At 65.8% G+C, this 15,210-nt stretch carries 13 protein-coding genes; 5 read left to right on the forward strand and 8 right to left on the reverse strand.

The features are described 5' to 3' along the window. Window positions 1–222 precede the first annotated feature (222 nt). From wspR to JKP78_RS10170, 8 genes are all read right to left on the reverse strand, one after another. Window positions 223–1,227 (reverse strand): Wsp signal transduction system regulator diguanylate cyclase WspR, encoded by a 1,005-nt coding sequence (wspR, locus tag JKP78_RS10135; protein ID WP_170028559.1) that lies wholly within the window; start codon window positions 1,225–1,227, stop codon window positions 223–225. A gap of 51 nt (window positions 1,228–1,278) precedes the next feature. After that, window positions 1,279–2,292, reverse strand: a complete 1,014-nt coding sequence (locus JKP78_RS10140) for a chemotaxis response regulator protein-glutamate methylesterase (protein WP_170028558.1) — start codon at window positions 2,290–2,292, stop codon at window positions 1,279–1,281. Then, window positions 2,289–4,592: a hybrid sensor histidine kinase/response regulator gene (locus JKP78_RS10145; protein ID WP_200626625.1), complete on the reverse strand. Its 2,304-nt coding sequence runs from the start codon at window positions 4,590–4,592 to the stop codon at window positions 2,289–2,291. Before JKP78_RS10145 ends, JKP78_RS10140 begins: the two co-directional genes overlap by 4 nt. Continuing rightward, complete coding sequence (locus JKP78_RS10150) at window positions 4,589–5,254, reverse strand: chemotaxis protein CheW (protein WP_186687198.1); 666 nt, start codon at window positions 5,252–5,254, stop codon at window positions 4,589–4,591. The genes JKP78_RS10145 and JKP78_RS10150 overlap by 4 nt, the downstream gene beginning before the upstream one ends. Further along, window positions 5,251–6,525, reverse strand: coding sequence for a CheR family methyltransferase (locus tag JKP78_RS10155; RefSeq protein ID WP_170028553.1), 1,275 nt, complete (start codon window positions 6,523–6,525; stop codon window positions 5,251–5,253). The genes JKP78_RS10150 and JKP78_RS10155 overlap by 4 nt, the downstream gene beginning before the upstream one ends. Continuing rightward, window positions 6,522–7,028 carry a chemotaxis protein CheW gene (locus tag JKP78_RS10160; protein WP_170028551.1) on the reverse strand — a complete coding sequence of 169 codons (507 nt, stop codon included), beginning with the start codon at window positions 7,026–7,028 and terminating at the stop codon, window positions 6,522–6,524. The genes JKP78_RS10155 and JKP78_RS10160 overlap by 4 nt, the downstream gene beginning before the upstream one ends. Window positions 7,029–7,033: 5 nt before the next feature. Beyond that, a complete protein-coding gene (locus tag JKP78_RS10165) occupies window positions 7,034–8,656 on the reverse strand; it encodes a methyl-accepting chemotaxis protein (RefSeq protein ID WP_186687200.1) in 1,623 nt (540 codons plus the stop codon). Between the two features lie 140 nt (window positions 8,657–8,796). Further along, on the reverse strand, window positions 8,797–9,477 hold the full coding sequence (locus tag JKP78_RS10170; RefSeq protein WP_200626626.1) for a tellurite resistance TerB family protein: 681 nt from the start codon (window positions 9,475–9,477) through the stop codon (window positions 8,797–8,799). A gap of 216 nt (window positions 9,478–9,693) precedes the next feature. Between JKP78_RS10170 and ydcS the strand changes: the two genes are divergently transcribed. The 5 genes from ydcS (at window position 9,694) to JKP78_RS10195 (ending at window position 15,179) form a co-directional block, all read left to right on the forward strand. Then, complete coding sequence (ydcS, locus tag JKP78_RS10175; protein WP_170028545.1) at window positions 9,694–10,845, forward strand: putative ABC transporter substrate-binding protein YdcS; 1,152 nt, start codon at window positions 9,694–9,696, stop codon at window positions 10,843–10,845. Between the two features lie 150 nt (window positions 10,846–10,995). Next, complete coding sequence (locus JKP78_RS10180) at window positions 10,996–12,027, forward strand: ABC transporter ATP-binding protein (RefSeq protein WP_200626627.1); 1,032 nt, start codon at window positions 10,996–10,998, stop codon at window positions 12,025–12,027. 1 nt (window position 12,028) lies between these two features. Beyond that, complete coding sequence (locus JKP78_RS10185; protein WP_186687209.1) at window positions 12,029–12,940, forward strand: ABC transporter permease; 912 nt, start codon at window positions 12,029–12,031, stop codon at window positions 12,938–12,940. Next, a complete protein-coding gene (locus JKP78_RS10190; RefSeq protein WP_186687212.1) occupies window positions 12,930–13,736 on the forward strand; it encodes an ABC transporter permease in 807 nt (268 codons plus the stop codon). Before JKP78_RS10185 ends, JKP78_RS10190 begins: the two co-directional genes overlap by 11 nt. A gap of 18 nt (window positions 13,737–13,754) precedes the next feature. After that, window positions 13,755–15,179, forward strand: a complete 1,425-nt coding sequence (locus tag JKP78_RS10195; protein ID WP_186687216.1) for a gamma-aminobutyraldehyde dehydrogenase — start codon at window positions 13,755–13,757, stop codon at window positions 15,177–15,179. Window positions 15,180–15,210 lie beyond the last annotated feature (31 nt).

Here is a 15,210-nt window from a genome sequence, read left to right on the forward strand (position 1 = left end):
GTGCGAATTCGGTGAAAAGCCTGCGAGTATAACCGAGTCCGCCGCAGGGCGGCAGACCCGCCGGGCAGCCGAATAGGCGCAAATATCGTTGCAGCAGCGGCCTGGTGTCGCGATGGGGCGCGCAGCGGCCCCAAGGATTTCAGTTTTGCAGCAGATATCGCAGGGGGCCGCTGCGCGCCCCATCGCGACACCAGGCCGCTCCTACAGGGTATGGCGAGCCGCTCAGGCGATACCCACCTGGTTGCGCCCGCCATTCTTGGCCAGGTACAGGCCCTTGTCGGCGGCAGAGATCAACTGCCGGCTATGGCTGCCGATGGCCGGGGTCTGGGTTGCCAGGCCGATGCTCACGGTCAGGTAGGAGTCGGCCGTCGGCGCGGTGTGCGGGATACCCAGGCCCAATATGGTCTGGCGCAGCTTCTCGGCCACCAGGCGCGCTCCACCCTGCGAGGTGTTGGGCAGCACCAGGACGAACTCCTCGCCGCCATAGCGCGCCGGCAGGTCGGTCGGCCGCGAGCACACGCCGCGGATCGCCTCGGCCACCTGGCGCAAGGCCTCGTCCCCGGCCAGGTGGCCGAAGCTGTCGTTGTAGGCCTTGAAGAAGTCCACGTCGATCATCAGCAGCGACAACTGCTGCAGCTCACGCATGGCGCGGCGCCATTCCAGCTCCAGGTATTCGTCGAAGTGGCGGCGGTTGGACAACCCGGTCAGGCCATCGGAGTTCATCAGCCGCTGCAGCATCAGGTTGGAATCGAGCAATTGCTGCTGGCTGACGCGCAAGGCACGGTAGGCCTCGTCGCGCTGCAGCAGGGTCAGGTAGGAACGTGAGTGGTAGCGAATGCGCGCTACCAGCTCGATGGTGTCCGGCAGCTTGACCAGGTAGTCGTTGGCCCCGGCCGCAAAGGCCGCGCTCTTGACCAGCGGGTCTTCCTTGGTCGACAGGACGATGATCGGGATGTCCTGGGTCGCCGGGTTGTTGCGGTATTCGCGTACCAGGGTCAGCCCGTCCAGGCCAGGCATGATCAGGTCCTGGAGAATCACCGTAGGCTTGATGCGCACCGCCTGGGCCACCGCCTGGTGCGGGTCGGCGCAGAAGTGGAAGTCGATGTTGTCCTCGTTGGCCAGGCCACGCCGCACCGCCTCGCCGATCATGGCCTGGTCGTCGACCAGCAGTACCATCGCCGCGTTTTCGTTGGTGGTGGTGAAACCTTCGATCGGTAAGTCATTCATGGCTGTTCACCCGATCACTACCGACCTGGCGGCGTGATTCAATACACTTCGTCATTTTGCAAAAATTTCCATCAAGCGCCCGGCGATGCGTTCCAGCGGGCGGACTTCCACCGCGGCATCGATGGCCACGGCAGCTTTGGGCATTCCATACACCGCACTGCTGGCCTGGTCCTGGGCAATAGTCAGGAAGCCCTGCTGGCGCATCAGTTTCAGGCCTTGGGCGCCATCGCGGCCCATGCCGGTGAGCAGCACACCGACCGCATCGCCAGTCCAGTAACGCGCCACGCTTTCGAAGAACACATCAATCGAGGGCCGGTAAATCTCATTGACCGGTTCGGCAGTGTAGGCCAGTTGGCCGTTCTGTAGCAGGCGGATGTGGTGGTTGGTGCCGGCCAGCAACACTTGGCCGGGCTGCGGTGGTTCACCTTCGCGGGCCAGGCGCACCGGCAAGCCGGCTGCGCTGCTGAGCCATTCGGCCATGCCTGCGGCAAACACCTGGTCCACATGCTGGACCAGCACGATGGCCGCCGGAAACGCCGCCGGCAGGCCCTTGAGCAGCACCTCGAGGGCCGCCGGGCCGCCGGCGGACGAGCCGATCGCCACCAGCCCGCGATGCTGCGACAGCGCCCGTACAGGCGCGGCGACCGGGCGTGCGGCCGGGGCATTCTGCTGGCCGATCAGCCAGCTTATGTTGAGGATCTTGCGCAACAGTGGCGCTGCCGCTTCGCGCGGGTCGCCCGCCCCCAGCGCCGGCGTGTCGACCACGTCGAGTGCGCCGTGGCCCATGGCCTCGAACACCCGGTGCATGTTCTGCTTGCGGTCGACCGTGACGATGACGATGGCGCAGGGGGTTTCGGCCATGATCCTGCGGGTGGCCTCGACGCCGTCCATCACCGGCATGATCAGGTCCATGAGGATCAGGTCTGGCAATGCTTCAGCGCACAGCCGCACCGCCTCGGCACCATTGCCGGCCACCCATATCACCTCGTGCGCCGGTTCGAAGGCGACCGCCCGGCGCAGTGCCTCGACCGCCATGGGCATGTCGTTGACGATGGCGATCTTCATCCCTGCGCCCCCCCGATCAGCTCCACCACAGCATCCAGCAACGCATCGTCGTGGAAACTGGCCTTTGCCAAATAGTAGTCGGCGCCGGCGTCCAGGCCACGCCGCCGGTCTTCCTCGCGGTCCTTGTAGGACACCACCATCACCGGCAGCGACTGCAGGCGCTGGTCGCGACGCACCAGGGTGACCAGCTCGATGCCGTCCATGCGCGGCATGTCGATGTCGGTGATCAGCAGGTCGAAGTCCTCGCCACGCAAGGCGTTCCAGCCGTCCATGCCATCCACCGCCACGGCCACGTCGTAGCCACGGTTGCCGAGCAACTTGCGCTGCAGTTCACGCACGGTCAGCGAATCATCGACCACCAAGATGCGCTTGCGGGCTACGCCCCGGGTACCGCTGCTGCCGCGTGCGATGCGTTCCAGGCTGCCGGTGCTGAGCAGTTTGTCCAGTGAGCGCAACAAGTCCTCGACATCGATGATCAGCACCACCGAGCCATCGTCGAGCAGCGCGCCGGAAGAAATGTCCTGCACCTTGCCCAGCCGCGGGTCGAGTGGCATCACCACCAGCACGCGTTCGCCCACCAGCCGCTCCACGGCCACGCCGTACAGTTGCTCGCGCTCACGAATCACCACCACCCGCAGCCGGCTTTCCTCGGCCTGCCCGGCCGGGCGGTTGAGCAACTGGCTGGCTGCGACCAGGCCGATGTGCCGGCCTTCGTGCCAGAAGTGCTGGCGCCCTTCGATCTGCACGATCTCGTCGGCAGCCACGTCCAGCGTGCGTTCGATGTGGGCGAGCGGGAAGGCGTAGGCCTCGCCACCCACCTCGACCACCAGGCTGCGCACCACCGACAGGGTCAACGGTACCTGCAGGTGGAAACGGCAGCCCTGCCCGGCTGTCTGGGTCAGTTCGATCGAGCCGCGCAGCTCACGGATCATGTGCTGCACCGCATCCAGGCCGACCCCGCGCCCGGACACCTCGGTGACCGTGTCGCGCAGGCTGAACCCGGGCAGGAACAGGAACGTCAGCAACTCCGCCTCGCTCATCCGCGCCACGGTGTCGGCCGGTGACAGGGCACGCTCGACGATGCTGCTGCGCAGGCGTTCGAGGTCGATGCCGGCGCCATCGTCGATCAGCTCCAGGCTGAGCATGCCGGCCTGGTGCGAGGCGCGCAGGCGGATCACGCCCTCCTCCGGCTTGCCCGCCAACTGGCGCCGCTCGGGCTGTTCGATGCCATGGTCGACGGCGTTGCGCAACAGGTGGGTCAGCGGTGCTTCGAGCTTTTCCAGCACATCACGGTCGACCTGGGTCTTTTCCCCTTCCACCAGCAACCGCACCGGCTTGCCCAGCGACCGTCCAAGGTCGCGGACCATGCGGCTCTGGCCGGCCAATACATCGGCAAACGGCCGCATCCGGCAAGCCAGCGCCGTGTCGTACAGCAGTTGTGCGCGCTGGCTGGCCTGCCAGCCGAACTCATCCAGGTCGGCAGCCTGCTGCTGCAGGATCTGCTGGGTTTCCGCCAGCAGGCGCTGGGTCTGCGCCAAGGCTTCGAGCACCTCGCTGCTCTGGCCACTGTCCTCCAGTTGCATGCGCAGGCCGTCGAGCGCCTGCATGCCTTGGCCGTGCATGCGTTTTAGGCGCTGCAGGGTGGCCAGGTAAGGCTTGAGCCGCTGGGTTTCCACCAGCGACTTGCTGGACAGGTCGAGCAGGCTGTTGAGGCGATCGGCAGTGACCCGCAGCACCCGCTCCGCACCTTCGCCGGCACGCTTGCCCGCCTTGCGCCGCGCCAGCGGTTCGGGCTCGGCCTCGAGGTCTGGCTCGAGGGGCGCGGCGGGCAGCGGCTCGCTCTGCTGGGCAGGCGCAGGCGCCTGCGGCAGTGCCGGGGCGGCGGGCGCTACGGCAGGCATGGCTGCGCCCCCCGGGTCGAGCAGGCAGGCCATTTGCGCCAGGAACACCGGCAGGATCGCTTGCGCCCCGGTATCCCCAGGCGTGGCGATGCGCATCAGCAGGTCGGTGCCTTGCAGCAAGGCATCGATATGCTCGGCGCTCAGTTGCAGGCGGCCCTCCTGCGCGGCTACCAGGCAGTCTTCCATGACATGGGCGACGCTGACGCCTGCGTCCACCCCAACGATCCGCGCCGCCCCCTTCAGCGAATGCGCCGCACGCATGCAAGCCTCGAGCTGGTCGGCCTGCTTAGGGTTGCGCTCCAGCGCCATCAGGCCGGCACTGAGTATCTGGGTCTGCGCCTCGGCTTCCAGGCTGAACAGTTCGAGCAACGATGCGTCGCGCATTTGCTCTGGGGTCATGACAGGCTCCGCTGCACGGCAGACAGTAAATGTTGATCGTCCAGTACCCGCACACTGCGGCCCCGCCATTGCAGGACCGCAGCGGTGAAGCGGGTGGCATCCTGGCCGCTGCCGAGCAGCTGCGGGTCGAGCCGGTGAATACCGTCGATTTCCTCGACCGCCATCACCACCGGCCCGCCATCGGCGGCCAGGATCAGCATGCGTGGCATCGCCCGGCCGCTGCGTTGCTCGGTACTGCCGGGCTGCACGCCCAGCAGGTCGGCCAGCGACAGGCAGGGCACCAGCGCACCGCGCACGTTGGCCACGCCCTGCAGCACCCGCGAGCGCTGGTGCGGCAGCGAATGCACCGCCTGCAACGGGGCGATCTCGGCCAGGCAGGCAGTGGCCAGCGCCAGCCACTCCTCCCCCAGGCGGAACAGCAGCATCGAACAACCCGAGGTTTCCTCGGCCGGCGCTGCCTGCACGGCATGCTGCTCATCCATCAACGCGTAGCGGTCGAGCAGGCGTGTGGCGGCGGCGGCATACACCTCACAATTTCGGCAGTGCACGTGCCGCGCCAGCAGCGGGCATTGCTTGTCGCCATGCACGCCTATGCGGTTCCAGCAGTCGTCGATGTGCGCATCATCTTCGGCGAGCAGTTGCATCGCGGACTCACCTTTCATCGTTCAGACTCCCGTCCCGCCCGCGCGGCCCGCTCCTGCAGGCGCCGGGCACCGGCCAGGTCGCCCTGGGCCGCCAGCAAGGCCGCCAGGTGCACCAGCGCCTCGGGGTGCTGCGGCTCCAGGTACAGCGCTTTGCGATAGTGGCTCAGAGCCTGCTGCGCATCGCCCTCGGTATCGCTGAGCAGCCCCAGCCAGTAGTAAACCTGCGCCGACGGCGCGAACTGGGCAAGGTAACGCTGGCATTCGGCGCGGGCCTGCTCGCTGGCGCCGGCATTGGCCAGGCGGGCAATGTTGGCCAGCACTTCACTTGCCTGCTCGCCCTGGTGCTCGCGCACCGGCGCGGGCCTGGCCGCTGCGGGCAGCACGCGCACGGGCCGTGGCAGCGCGGCACTCGGCAGCGAATAGCCTGGCGTCGGCTGCGCTGGCAACCGGCGGCGCGGCGGCGGCGCCGGTGCGGCAACCGGTGCAGAGTCAGCGCCGTCCTGGCGCACATAGGCGAATGACTGGGCAATGCCCAGTGGGCGCATACCCAGGCGCGCCAGCAGGCTGCCTTCGGCCGGGCCGATGAACAACACGCCCTGCGGGTGCAGCAGGCGCTTGAGCACCTCGAACACCCGTTGCTGGGTGGCCAGGTCGAAATAGATCAGCAGGTTGCGGCAAAACACGAAGTCATAGAGGCCATCGCGGCTGCTCAGCGCCGGGTCGAGCACGTTGCCCACCTGCAGGCTGACCTGCTCACGCACCCGTTGATGCAGTTGGTGGCCCTCATCGACGGCATCGAAGTAGCGCTCGCGAAAGCTCAGGTCGCTGCCACGGAAGGCATTGCGCCCGTATACCGCCTGCCCGGCCTTGGCCACCGAACTGGGGCTGATGTCCATGCCGTCGATCAGGAACGCAGCGGGTGCGATACCGGCGTCGAGCAAGGCCATGGCCAGCGAATAGGGTTCCTCGCCGGTCGAGCATGGCAGGCTGAGCAAGCGCAGTGGGCGCGCCCCGGCAAGCTCGGCCAGGCGCTTCTGCGCCAGGCTGGCCAAGGCGCTGAAGGACTCCGGATAACGAAAGAACCAGGTTTCCGGGACGATGACGGCCTCGATCAGTGCCTGCTGCTCGTCCATCGATTGCTGCAGGCGCAGCCAGTAGTCGTCCAGGTCGGTGGCGTTCACGGCCACGCAACGCTGACGCAGCGCACGCTCGACCATGGACGCCCCTACCGACTCCACGTCGAGGCCGATACGTTCGCGCAGGAAACGGAAGAAATGCTGTTCGTTCATGTCGGCATCCCTGTCGGCTCGCCCGGGTACAACAACTGGTGTACCACGTCGGGCAGCAGGTCGTTGACCTCGATGCGCTGCAGCAAGCCCTGCTCATCCTGGCGTACCGGCCCCAGGTACGGCGCTTCGCCACTGTCCACGCCATAGGGCTGGAACTCGTCGGGGTGGCAGCGCAGGGTTTCGGTCGCCTGCTCCAAGATCAGGCCAAGCTGCAGGTCGCCTCGATAGTGCACCAGCACCAGCCGGGTACTGGTGCGTTGCGCCGCCGGCTGGCCAAAGCTCAATGCCGCCAGGTCGACCACCGGCACCAGCTGGCCACGGTGGGCAAGCACGCCCGCGACCCAGCCAGGCGCCTGGGCTATCGGTTTCAGCGGCTGGCGCGGCAGCACTTCGATCACCTCGTGCACGCTCAGGGCAAAGCGCTGTTCCTGAATGCGAAACTGCAGGTACAACACCCCCTTGGCGTTGTCCTCCCGCGCAGCGCGCGGTTGCATGTCGATCATCGCCGTCAGACTTTGAAGCGCGACACGCCGCCACGCAGGCCAGCGGCCACCTGGCTCAGCTCATCGATGGCGAAACTGGCCTGGCGCAGCGACTCGACCGTCTGGGTGCTGGCATCGCTGAGCTGGGCCAACGCCTGGTTGATCTGCTCGGCACCGGTGGCCTGGGCCTGCATGCCTTCGTTGACCATCAGCACGCGCGGCGCCAGGGCCTGCACCTGGTGGATGATCTGGCTCAGCTGCTCGCCCACCTGCTGCACCTCGAACATGCCACGGCGCACTTCTTCGGAGAACTTGTCCATGCCCATGACCCCAGCCGACACGGCCGACTGGATCTCGCGCACCATCTGCTCGATGTCGTAGGTGGCCACGGCGGTCTGGTCGGCCAGGCGACGCACTTCGGTGGCGACCACGGCGAAGCCACGGCCGTATTCACCGGCCTTTTCCGCCTCGATGGCCGCGTTCAGCGACAGCAGGTTGGTCTGGTCGGCGACCTTGACGATGGTCACCACCATCTGGGTGATGTTGCTGGCCTTTTCATTGAGGATGGCCAGCTTGGCGTTGACCAGGTCGGCGGCGCCCATCACCTGGTGCATGGTTTCTTCCATCCGCGCCAGGCCCTGCTGACCGGAACCGGCCAGGCTGGAGGCCTGGTCGGCCGCCGAGGTCACTTCGGTCATGGTGCGCACCAAGTCACGCGAGGTGGCGGCGATTTCCCGCGAAGTGGCACCGATTTCGGTGGTGGTGGCGGCCGTTTCGGTGGCAGTGGCCTGTTGTTGCTTGGAGGTGGCGGCAATTTCGGTCACCGAAGTGGTCACCTGTACCGACGAGCGCTGCGCCTGGGCCACCAGGTTGGCCAGGGCCTCGGCCATTTCGTTGAAGCCGCCTTCGATGGCGCCGAATTCGTCCTTGCGCTCCAGGCTCAGGCGCATGCTCAGGTCGCCTGAGCGCAGCTTGTCCAGGGCATGCACAATACGCTGCATGGGCGCCGAGATGGCACGCATCAGCAGCAAGCCGCACACGCCCGCGGCGATGATGGCCAGCAACAGCGAAACCACCATGCTGCCCTTGGCCGTGCTCACGGCATTGACGATGTCGTTGGTGGCGGATTCGGCCGCAGCCCGATTCTCCTCGATGACTTCGGTCAGGTGCTTGCGCCCATCGACCCAGGTCGGGGTGAGCACCTCGTTGATCAGCCGTTGGGCGCCGTCGTAGTCATGCTGACGATAGGCGTCCAGTACCTGGCCGACGATCTTCATGTAGTTTTCTTCGAGTTGCACGAAGGAATCGAAGCGAGTCTGGTCGTCCTTGGTCTGGATCGTGGCCTGGTAACTCGCCATGTGCTGCTTCAGACGCTCCTCGAAACCTCTGAACAGCTCCATGTCGGCCGAGGTGATCGCGCGGTGGTTGGACAGGCCCACCAGTTGTTGGCTGGTGACATAGCTGTCGACCCAGGCGCTGCGGATCATCGAGCTGTAGTAAACCCCTGGAATGCTGTCGCTGCCCACCGCTTCTTCGGCGGTTTCGATGGCCCCCAACCGCGAGTAGGCGGCCACGATCATCAGCAGCATGATGGCGATGATCACGGCGAAACTTGCCAGGATCCGTTGGCGCAAGGTCCAGTTCTTCACATTCAGCCCTCAGGAATTCGCAACGAGCGGGAAAAATCGCCGAAGTATAGCTCAGGCGTCCGATGCTTTTGCGGCTGAATGGAAGGCGTGCGGTAGACCGGCCGTTGGCGGGGCGTGCATGCAGCCCCATCCACTCGATATCAGCCTGCTGCAAGCCTTGCCTGGCTTTCCAGCTCCTGACGCAGGCTCGGGTCCAGGCGCAGCTGGCGGGCCAGCTCGTCCAGGTAGGCGCGCTCCATGAAGTTCTGCTGGTCGACCATCATCACGCTGGCCAGGTACATCTCGGCCGCCATTTCCGGCGTTTGCGCGGCTCGGGCCACTTCGGCCGGGTCCAGCGGCTTGTTCAATTCATCGTGCAGCCAGTGCTGCAGTTCGCGGTCGCTGTCCAGGCGGCTGAACTCGCCCTCGATCAGGGCCCGCTCGCGCTCGTCGATATGGCCATCGGACTTGGCCGCCGCCACCAGCGCCCGCAGCACGGCCTGGCTGTGCTGTTCGGCCTGGGCCGGCGGCAGGCGGTCGACGGTACGGGGCTCGCTGGCGGCCAGCCGCTGGTTGGCCTGCCAGTTGCCATAGGCTTTGTAGGCCAGCACGCCCAGCGCGGCCAGGCCACCGTAGGTCAGCGCCTTGCCGCCGTACTTGCGGGCCTTCTTGCTACCCAGCAACAGCCCCAGGGCACCGCCGCCCAACAAGCCACCACCGGCACCGGACAACAGCCCGCCAAGCCCACCGGCAGCGCTGCCGGGCTTAGCGGTAGCGCCCTGTTTGTCGAGCAGTTGCTGGCCGGACTTGAGGAGCTGATCGAGCAGGTTGCGGGTGTTCATTCGCGGCTCTCCACGCAAGAAAATTCATACGCCAGAGTAAGGCTTGGGCAAACGTACGCCACCGTGGATTTGCTTCCGGATGTTGCATTGGCTGGCAAAAAGCCAACTAGACTCGATATCGCCAATACCCCGCGCACGCGCACTACGCTTATAACAAATGCTTCACGGCTTGCTTGATGACTGCCCCGAACAAGATCTCCAAGAAGAGGGAACACCATGTCAGTGCACAAGACCGCATTGCTCGGCGCCATCACCGGTGCCGTGCTCGCCAGCGCCAGCCTGCAGGCTGCCGAACCGCCCAAGGCCCTGGGCCCTGGCGAAGGGCGCCTGGACATCGTCGCCTGGCCGGGCTACATCGAGCGCGGTGAAAGCGACAAGGCCTACGACTGGGTCAGCGGTTTCGAGAAGGAAACCGGCTGCAAGGTCAGCGTCAAGACCGCCGCTACGTCGGATGAGATGGTCAGCCTGATGACCAAGGGCGGCTATGACCTGGTCACCGCTTCCGGTGATGCCTCGCTCCGGCTGATCGCAGGCAAGCGGGTACAGCCGATCAATACCGCGTTGATCCCCAACTGGAAGCACATCGACCCGCGCTTGCAGAACGGAGGCTGGTACGTGGTCGACAAGCAGGTCTACGGCACGCCATACCAGTGGGGGCCGAACGTGCTGCTGTACAACACCGAGGTGTTCAAGCAGGCGCCCACCAGCTGGGGGGTGCTGTTCGAGCCGCAGAACCTGCCCGACGGCAAGCCGAACAAGGGGCGCGTGCAGGCCTACGACGGGCCGATCTACATCGCCGATGCGGCGCTGTACCTGAAAACCGCCAAGCCGGAGCTGGGCATCCACGACCCGTACGAACTGAACGAAGCCCAGTACAAGGCCGTGCTCGAGCTGCTGCGCCAGCAGCAACCGTTAGTACACCGCTACTGGCATGACGCAACGGTGCAGATGAGCGACGTGAAGAACGAAGGCGTGGTCGCGACCAGCTCCTGGGGCTACATGGTCAATGGCCTGAAGGCCGAGAAACAGCCGGTGGCGTCGACCATTCCCAAGGAAGGGGCGACCGGCTGGGCGGATACCACCATGCTGCACAGCGAGGCCAAGCACCCCAATTGTGCCTACAAGTGGATGGACTGGTCGCTGCAACCGAAGGTGCAGGGTGACGTGGCGGCCTGGTTCGGCTCGTTGCCGGCGGTACCGGCCGCCTGCAGTGGCAACGAACTGCTGGGGGCGGACGGTTGCAAGACCAACGGCTTCGACAACTTCGACAAGATCGCCTTCTGGAAAACCCCGCAGGCCCAGGGCGGCAAGTTCGTGCCTTACAGCCGCTGGACCCAGGATTACATCGCGATCATGGGTGGCCGCTGAAGTTGTCTGAATGTCAGGGCCGACCTCTTCGCGGGCATGCCCGCTCCCACAGGTAGGGCACCGGCCTTGAAGGCTGTGTAATACCTGTGGGAGCGGGCGTGCCCGCGAAGAGGCCGGCACAGGAGAAACTTTGATGCCTGGAGCCCACGCATGCCCCTAGCCGTCCAGTTCACCCAGGTTTCCCGTACCTTCGGCGAGGTCAAGGCCGTCGACCAGGTCAACATCGACATCATCGATGGCGAGTTCTTCTCCATGCTCGGCCCGTCAGGCTCGGGCAAGACCACCTGCCTGCGCCTGATCGCCGGTTTCGAGCAGCCCACCAGCGGCTCGATCCGCATCCACGGCGTCGAAGCCGCTGGCGTGCCGCCGTACGTGCGTGATGTCAACACGGTGTTCCAGGACTATGCCCTGTTCCCGCACATGAACGTACTGGACAACGTCGCCTACGGCCTGAAGGTGAAAGGCATGGCCAAGGCCGAACGCCACGCTCGCGCCGAACAAGCGCTGGCGATGGTAGCCCTGGCCGGCTACGGCGCACGCAAGCCGGCACAACTGTCCGGCGGGCAACGCCAGCGCGTGGCCCTGGCCCGCGCCCTGGTCAACCGGCCACGGGTGTTGCTGCTGGACGAACCCCTGGGTGCGCTGGACCTGAAACTGCGCGAGCAGATGCAGGGCGAACTGAAAAAGCTGCAGCGCCAGCTGGGCATCACCTTCATCTTCGTCACCCACGACCAGACCGAGGCGCTGTCGATGTCCGACCGGGTGGCGGTGTTCAACCGCGGCCGCATCGAGCAGGTCGACACACCGCGCAACCTGTACATGCAACCGGCCACGCCCTTCGTCGCCGAATTCGTCGGTTCCTCCAACGTGCTGCGCGGCGAACTGGCGATGGCGCTCAACGGCAGCCCGGCGCCGTTCTCCATCCGTCCCGAGCACATCCGCCTGGGTGACCCGGTTGCAGGCGAGCAGGCGGTGCAGGTCAGTGGCGTGCTGCGCGATATCCAGTACCAGGGCAGCGCCACCCGTTACGAACTGCAGCTCGACAGTGGCCAGCTGTTGGCGGTCAGCCAGGCCAATGACCGCTGGCAGGTGCAGGCACAGGCCTGGCAACCCGGGCAACGGCTACAGGCGCACTGGCCACGGCAAGCCATGACCGTGCTGCAGGAAAGCGGGAGCCGCTGACATGGGTACGCTACGCGAGCTGTCCAACCTGCTGTACCGGCGCCCCAACCTGTACCTGGCGTTGCTGCTGGTGCCGCCACTGACCTGGTTCGGCGCGATCTACCTGGGTTCGCTGCTCAACCTGCTGTGGCAGGGTTTCTATACCTTCGACGACTTCACCATGGCGGTGAGCCCGGAGCTGACCCTGGGCAATTTCGCCGCCCTGTTCAACCCGTCGAACTTCGACATCATCCTGCGCACCCTGGGCATGGCGCTGGCGGTGTCGCTGGCCAGCGCGGTGCTGGCCTTCCCCATCGCCTATTACATGGCGCGCTACACCAGCGGCAAGACCAAGGCATTTTTCTACATCGCGGTGATGATGCCGATGTGGGCCAGCTACATCGTCAAGACCTACGCCTGGACCCTGCTGCTGGCCAAGGGTGGCGTGGCCCAGTGGTTCGTCCAGCAGTTGCACCTGGATGCCCTGTTGCAAACCGTGCTGGCGGTGCCGGGGGTGGGCGGCAGTACCCTGTCGACATCACACCTGGGGCGCTTCATGGTGTTCGTCTATATCTGGCTGCCATTCATGATCCTGCCCATCCAGGCCTCGCTGGAACGCTTGCCACCTTCCCTGCTGCAGGCCTCGGCAGACCTCGGCGCGCGGCCTCGGCAAACCTTCGTGCAGGTGATCCTGCCGCTGTCGATCCCGGGTATTGCCGCCGGCTCGATCTTTACCTTCTCGCTAACCCTGGGCGACTTCATCGTGCCGCAGCTGGTCGGCCCGCCTGGCTACTTCATCGGCAGCATGGTCTATGCCCAGCAAGGGGCGATCGGCAACATGCCGATGGCCGCCGCCTTCACCCTGGTGCCGATCGTGCTGATCGCGGTATACCTGTCCTTGGTCAAGCGCCTGGGAGCCTTCGATGCACTCTGACAAAGCTTCGATCGGGCTGCGCCTGGCCGCCTGGGGCGGCCTGCTGTTCCTGCACTTTCCGATCCTGATCATCTTCCTGTACGCCTTCAACACCGAAGATGCGGCGTTCAGCTTCCCGCCCAAGGGCTTTACCCTGAAGTGGTTCGCCGTGGCGTTCGCCCGGCCCGATGTGCTGGAGGCGATCCAGCTGTCGCTGCAGGTAGCCTGCCTGGCCACGCTGATCGCCCTGGTACTGGGTACCCTGGCCTCGGCGGCGCTGTATCGGCGCAGCTTTTTCGGCAAGGAGAGCATTTCGCTGCTGCTGATCCTGCCCATCGCCCTGCCCGGCATCATCACCGGTATCGCCCTGCTCTCGGCGTTCAAGAGCCTGGGCCTGGAACCCGGGGTGTTCACCATCGTGGTCGGCCACGCCACCTTTTGCGTGGTGATCGTCTACAACAACGTCATCGCCCGCCTGCGGCGCACTTCGCAGAGCCTGATCGAAGCCTCGATGGACCTGGGCGCCGATGGCTGGCAGACCTTCCGCTACATCATCCTGCCCAACCTCGGCTCGGCGCTGTTGGCCGGCGGCATGCTGGCCTTTGCCCTGTCGTTCGACGAGATCATCGTCACCACCTTTACCGCCGGCCACGAACGCACCCTGCCGATCTGGCTGCTCAACCAGCTCAGCCGCCCGCGTGACGTGCCGGTGACCAACGTGGTCGCCATGCTGGTGATGCTGGTGACCATGCTGCCAATCCTTGGCGCCTATTACCTGACCCGTGGCGGCGAAAGCGTCGCGGGCAGCGGCAAATGACCCTGGAGGAGTCCCCCGATGCAAACGCAGATGCTGATCAATGGCCAGCTGGTCGCTGGCGAAGGCCCGGCCTGGACCGTACTCAACCCGGCGCTGGGCAGCGCCCTGGCGCAGATCAACGAAGCCACCGAGGCGCAGGTGGACAGCGCCGTACGCGCCGCCGACCAGGCCTTCGACAGTTGGTCGCAAACCAGCCCCAAGGAGCGTTCGCAGGCGTTGCTGGCGCTGGCCGACGCGATCGAAGCGCATGGCGATGAACTGGCCCGGCTGGAATCGCAGAACTGCGGCAAGCCGTTGAGCGCGGCGCTGAATGACGAGATCCCGGCAATCGCCGATGTGTTTCGCTATTTCGCCGGTGCCGCGCGTTGCCTGGGCGGTTCGGCAGCTGGCGAATACCTGCCGGGGCACACCTCGATGATCCGCCGTGACCCACTGGGCGTGGTCGCCTCGATCGCGCCGTGGAATTACCCGTTGATGATGCTGGCATGGAAGATCGCCCCGGCCCTGGCCGCGGGCAACACGGTGGTGATCAAGCCCTCCGAGATGACCCCGCTGACCGCCCTGCGCCTGGGCCAACTGGCCCGGGACCTGTTGCCGCCCGGGGTGCTGAACATCCTCTTCGGCCGCGGCCAGACCGTCGGCACCCCGTTGGTCACCCACCCCAAGGTACGCATGGTATCGCTGACCGGCTCGATTCCCACCGGCGCGCGCATCATCAGTGCCACCGCCGACAGCGTGAAACGCATGCACATGGAACTGGGCGGCAAGGCGCCGGTACTGGTGTTCGACGATGCCGACCTCGACGCGGCCGTCGACGGCATCCGCACCTTCGGTTTCTACAACGCCGGCCAGGACTGCACGGCCGCGTGCCGGTTGTATGTGCAGGACGGCATCTACGAGCGCTTCGTCGAGCGCCTGGGTGAAGCGGTGGCCAGCCTCAAGCCCGGCCTGCAGGAAGCCGAAGATACCGAGCTGGGGCCATTGATCAGCGCCCAGCACCGCGACAAGGTCGCTGGCCTGGTACAGCGGGCCATCGCCCAGCCGCATATTCGCCTGGTGACCGGCGGCAAGGCGATCGAGGGTGACGGTTTCTTCTTCGAGCCGACGGTGTTGGCCGATGCCCTGCAGGACGACGAGATCGTGCGTAACGAGGTGTTCGGCCCGGTGGTCTCGGTCACCCGCTTCAGCGACGAAGCGCAGGCGCTGGAATGGGCCAACGACTCCGACTACGGCCTGGCCTCATCGGTATGGACCCGCGACACCGGCCGCGCCCACCGCCTGGCGGCGCGCCTGCAGTATGGCTGCACCTGGGTGAACACCCACTTCATGCTGGTCAGCGAAATGCCCCATGGCGGGCAGAAGCATTCGGGGTATGGCAAGGACATGTCGATGTATGGGCTGGAAGACTACACCTGCGTGCGGCATGTGATGATCAAGCATTGAGGGAACTTTGGGGTAGGTCGCTGGATTCTTG

Origin of the sequence: Pseudomonas sp. LAM2023 (assembly GCF_016620375.1) — a bacterium.
Taxonomy (GTDB): domain Bacteria; phylum Pseudomonadota; class Gammaproteobacteria; order Pseudomonadales; family Pseudomonadaceae; genus Aquipseudomonas; species Aquipseudomonas anuradhapurensis.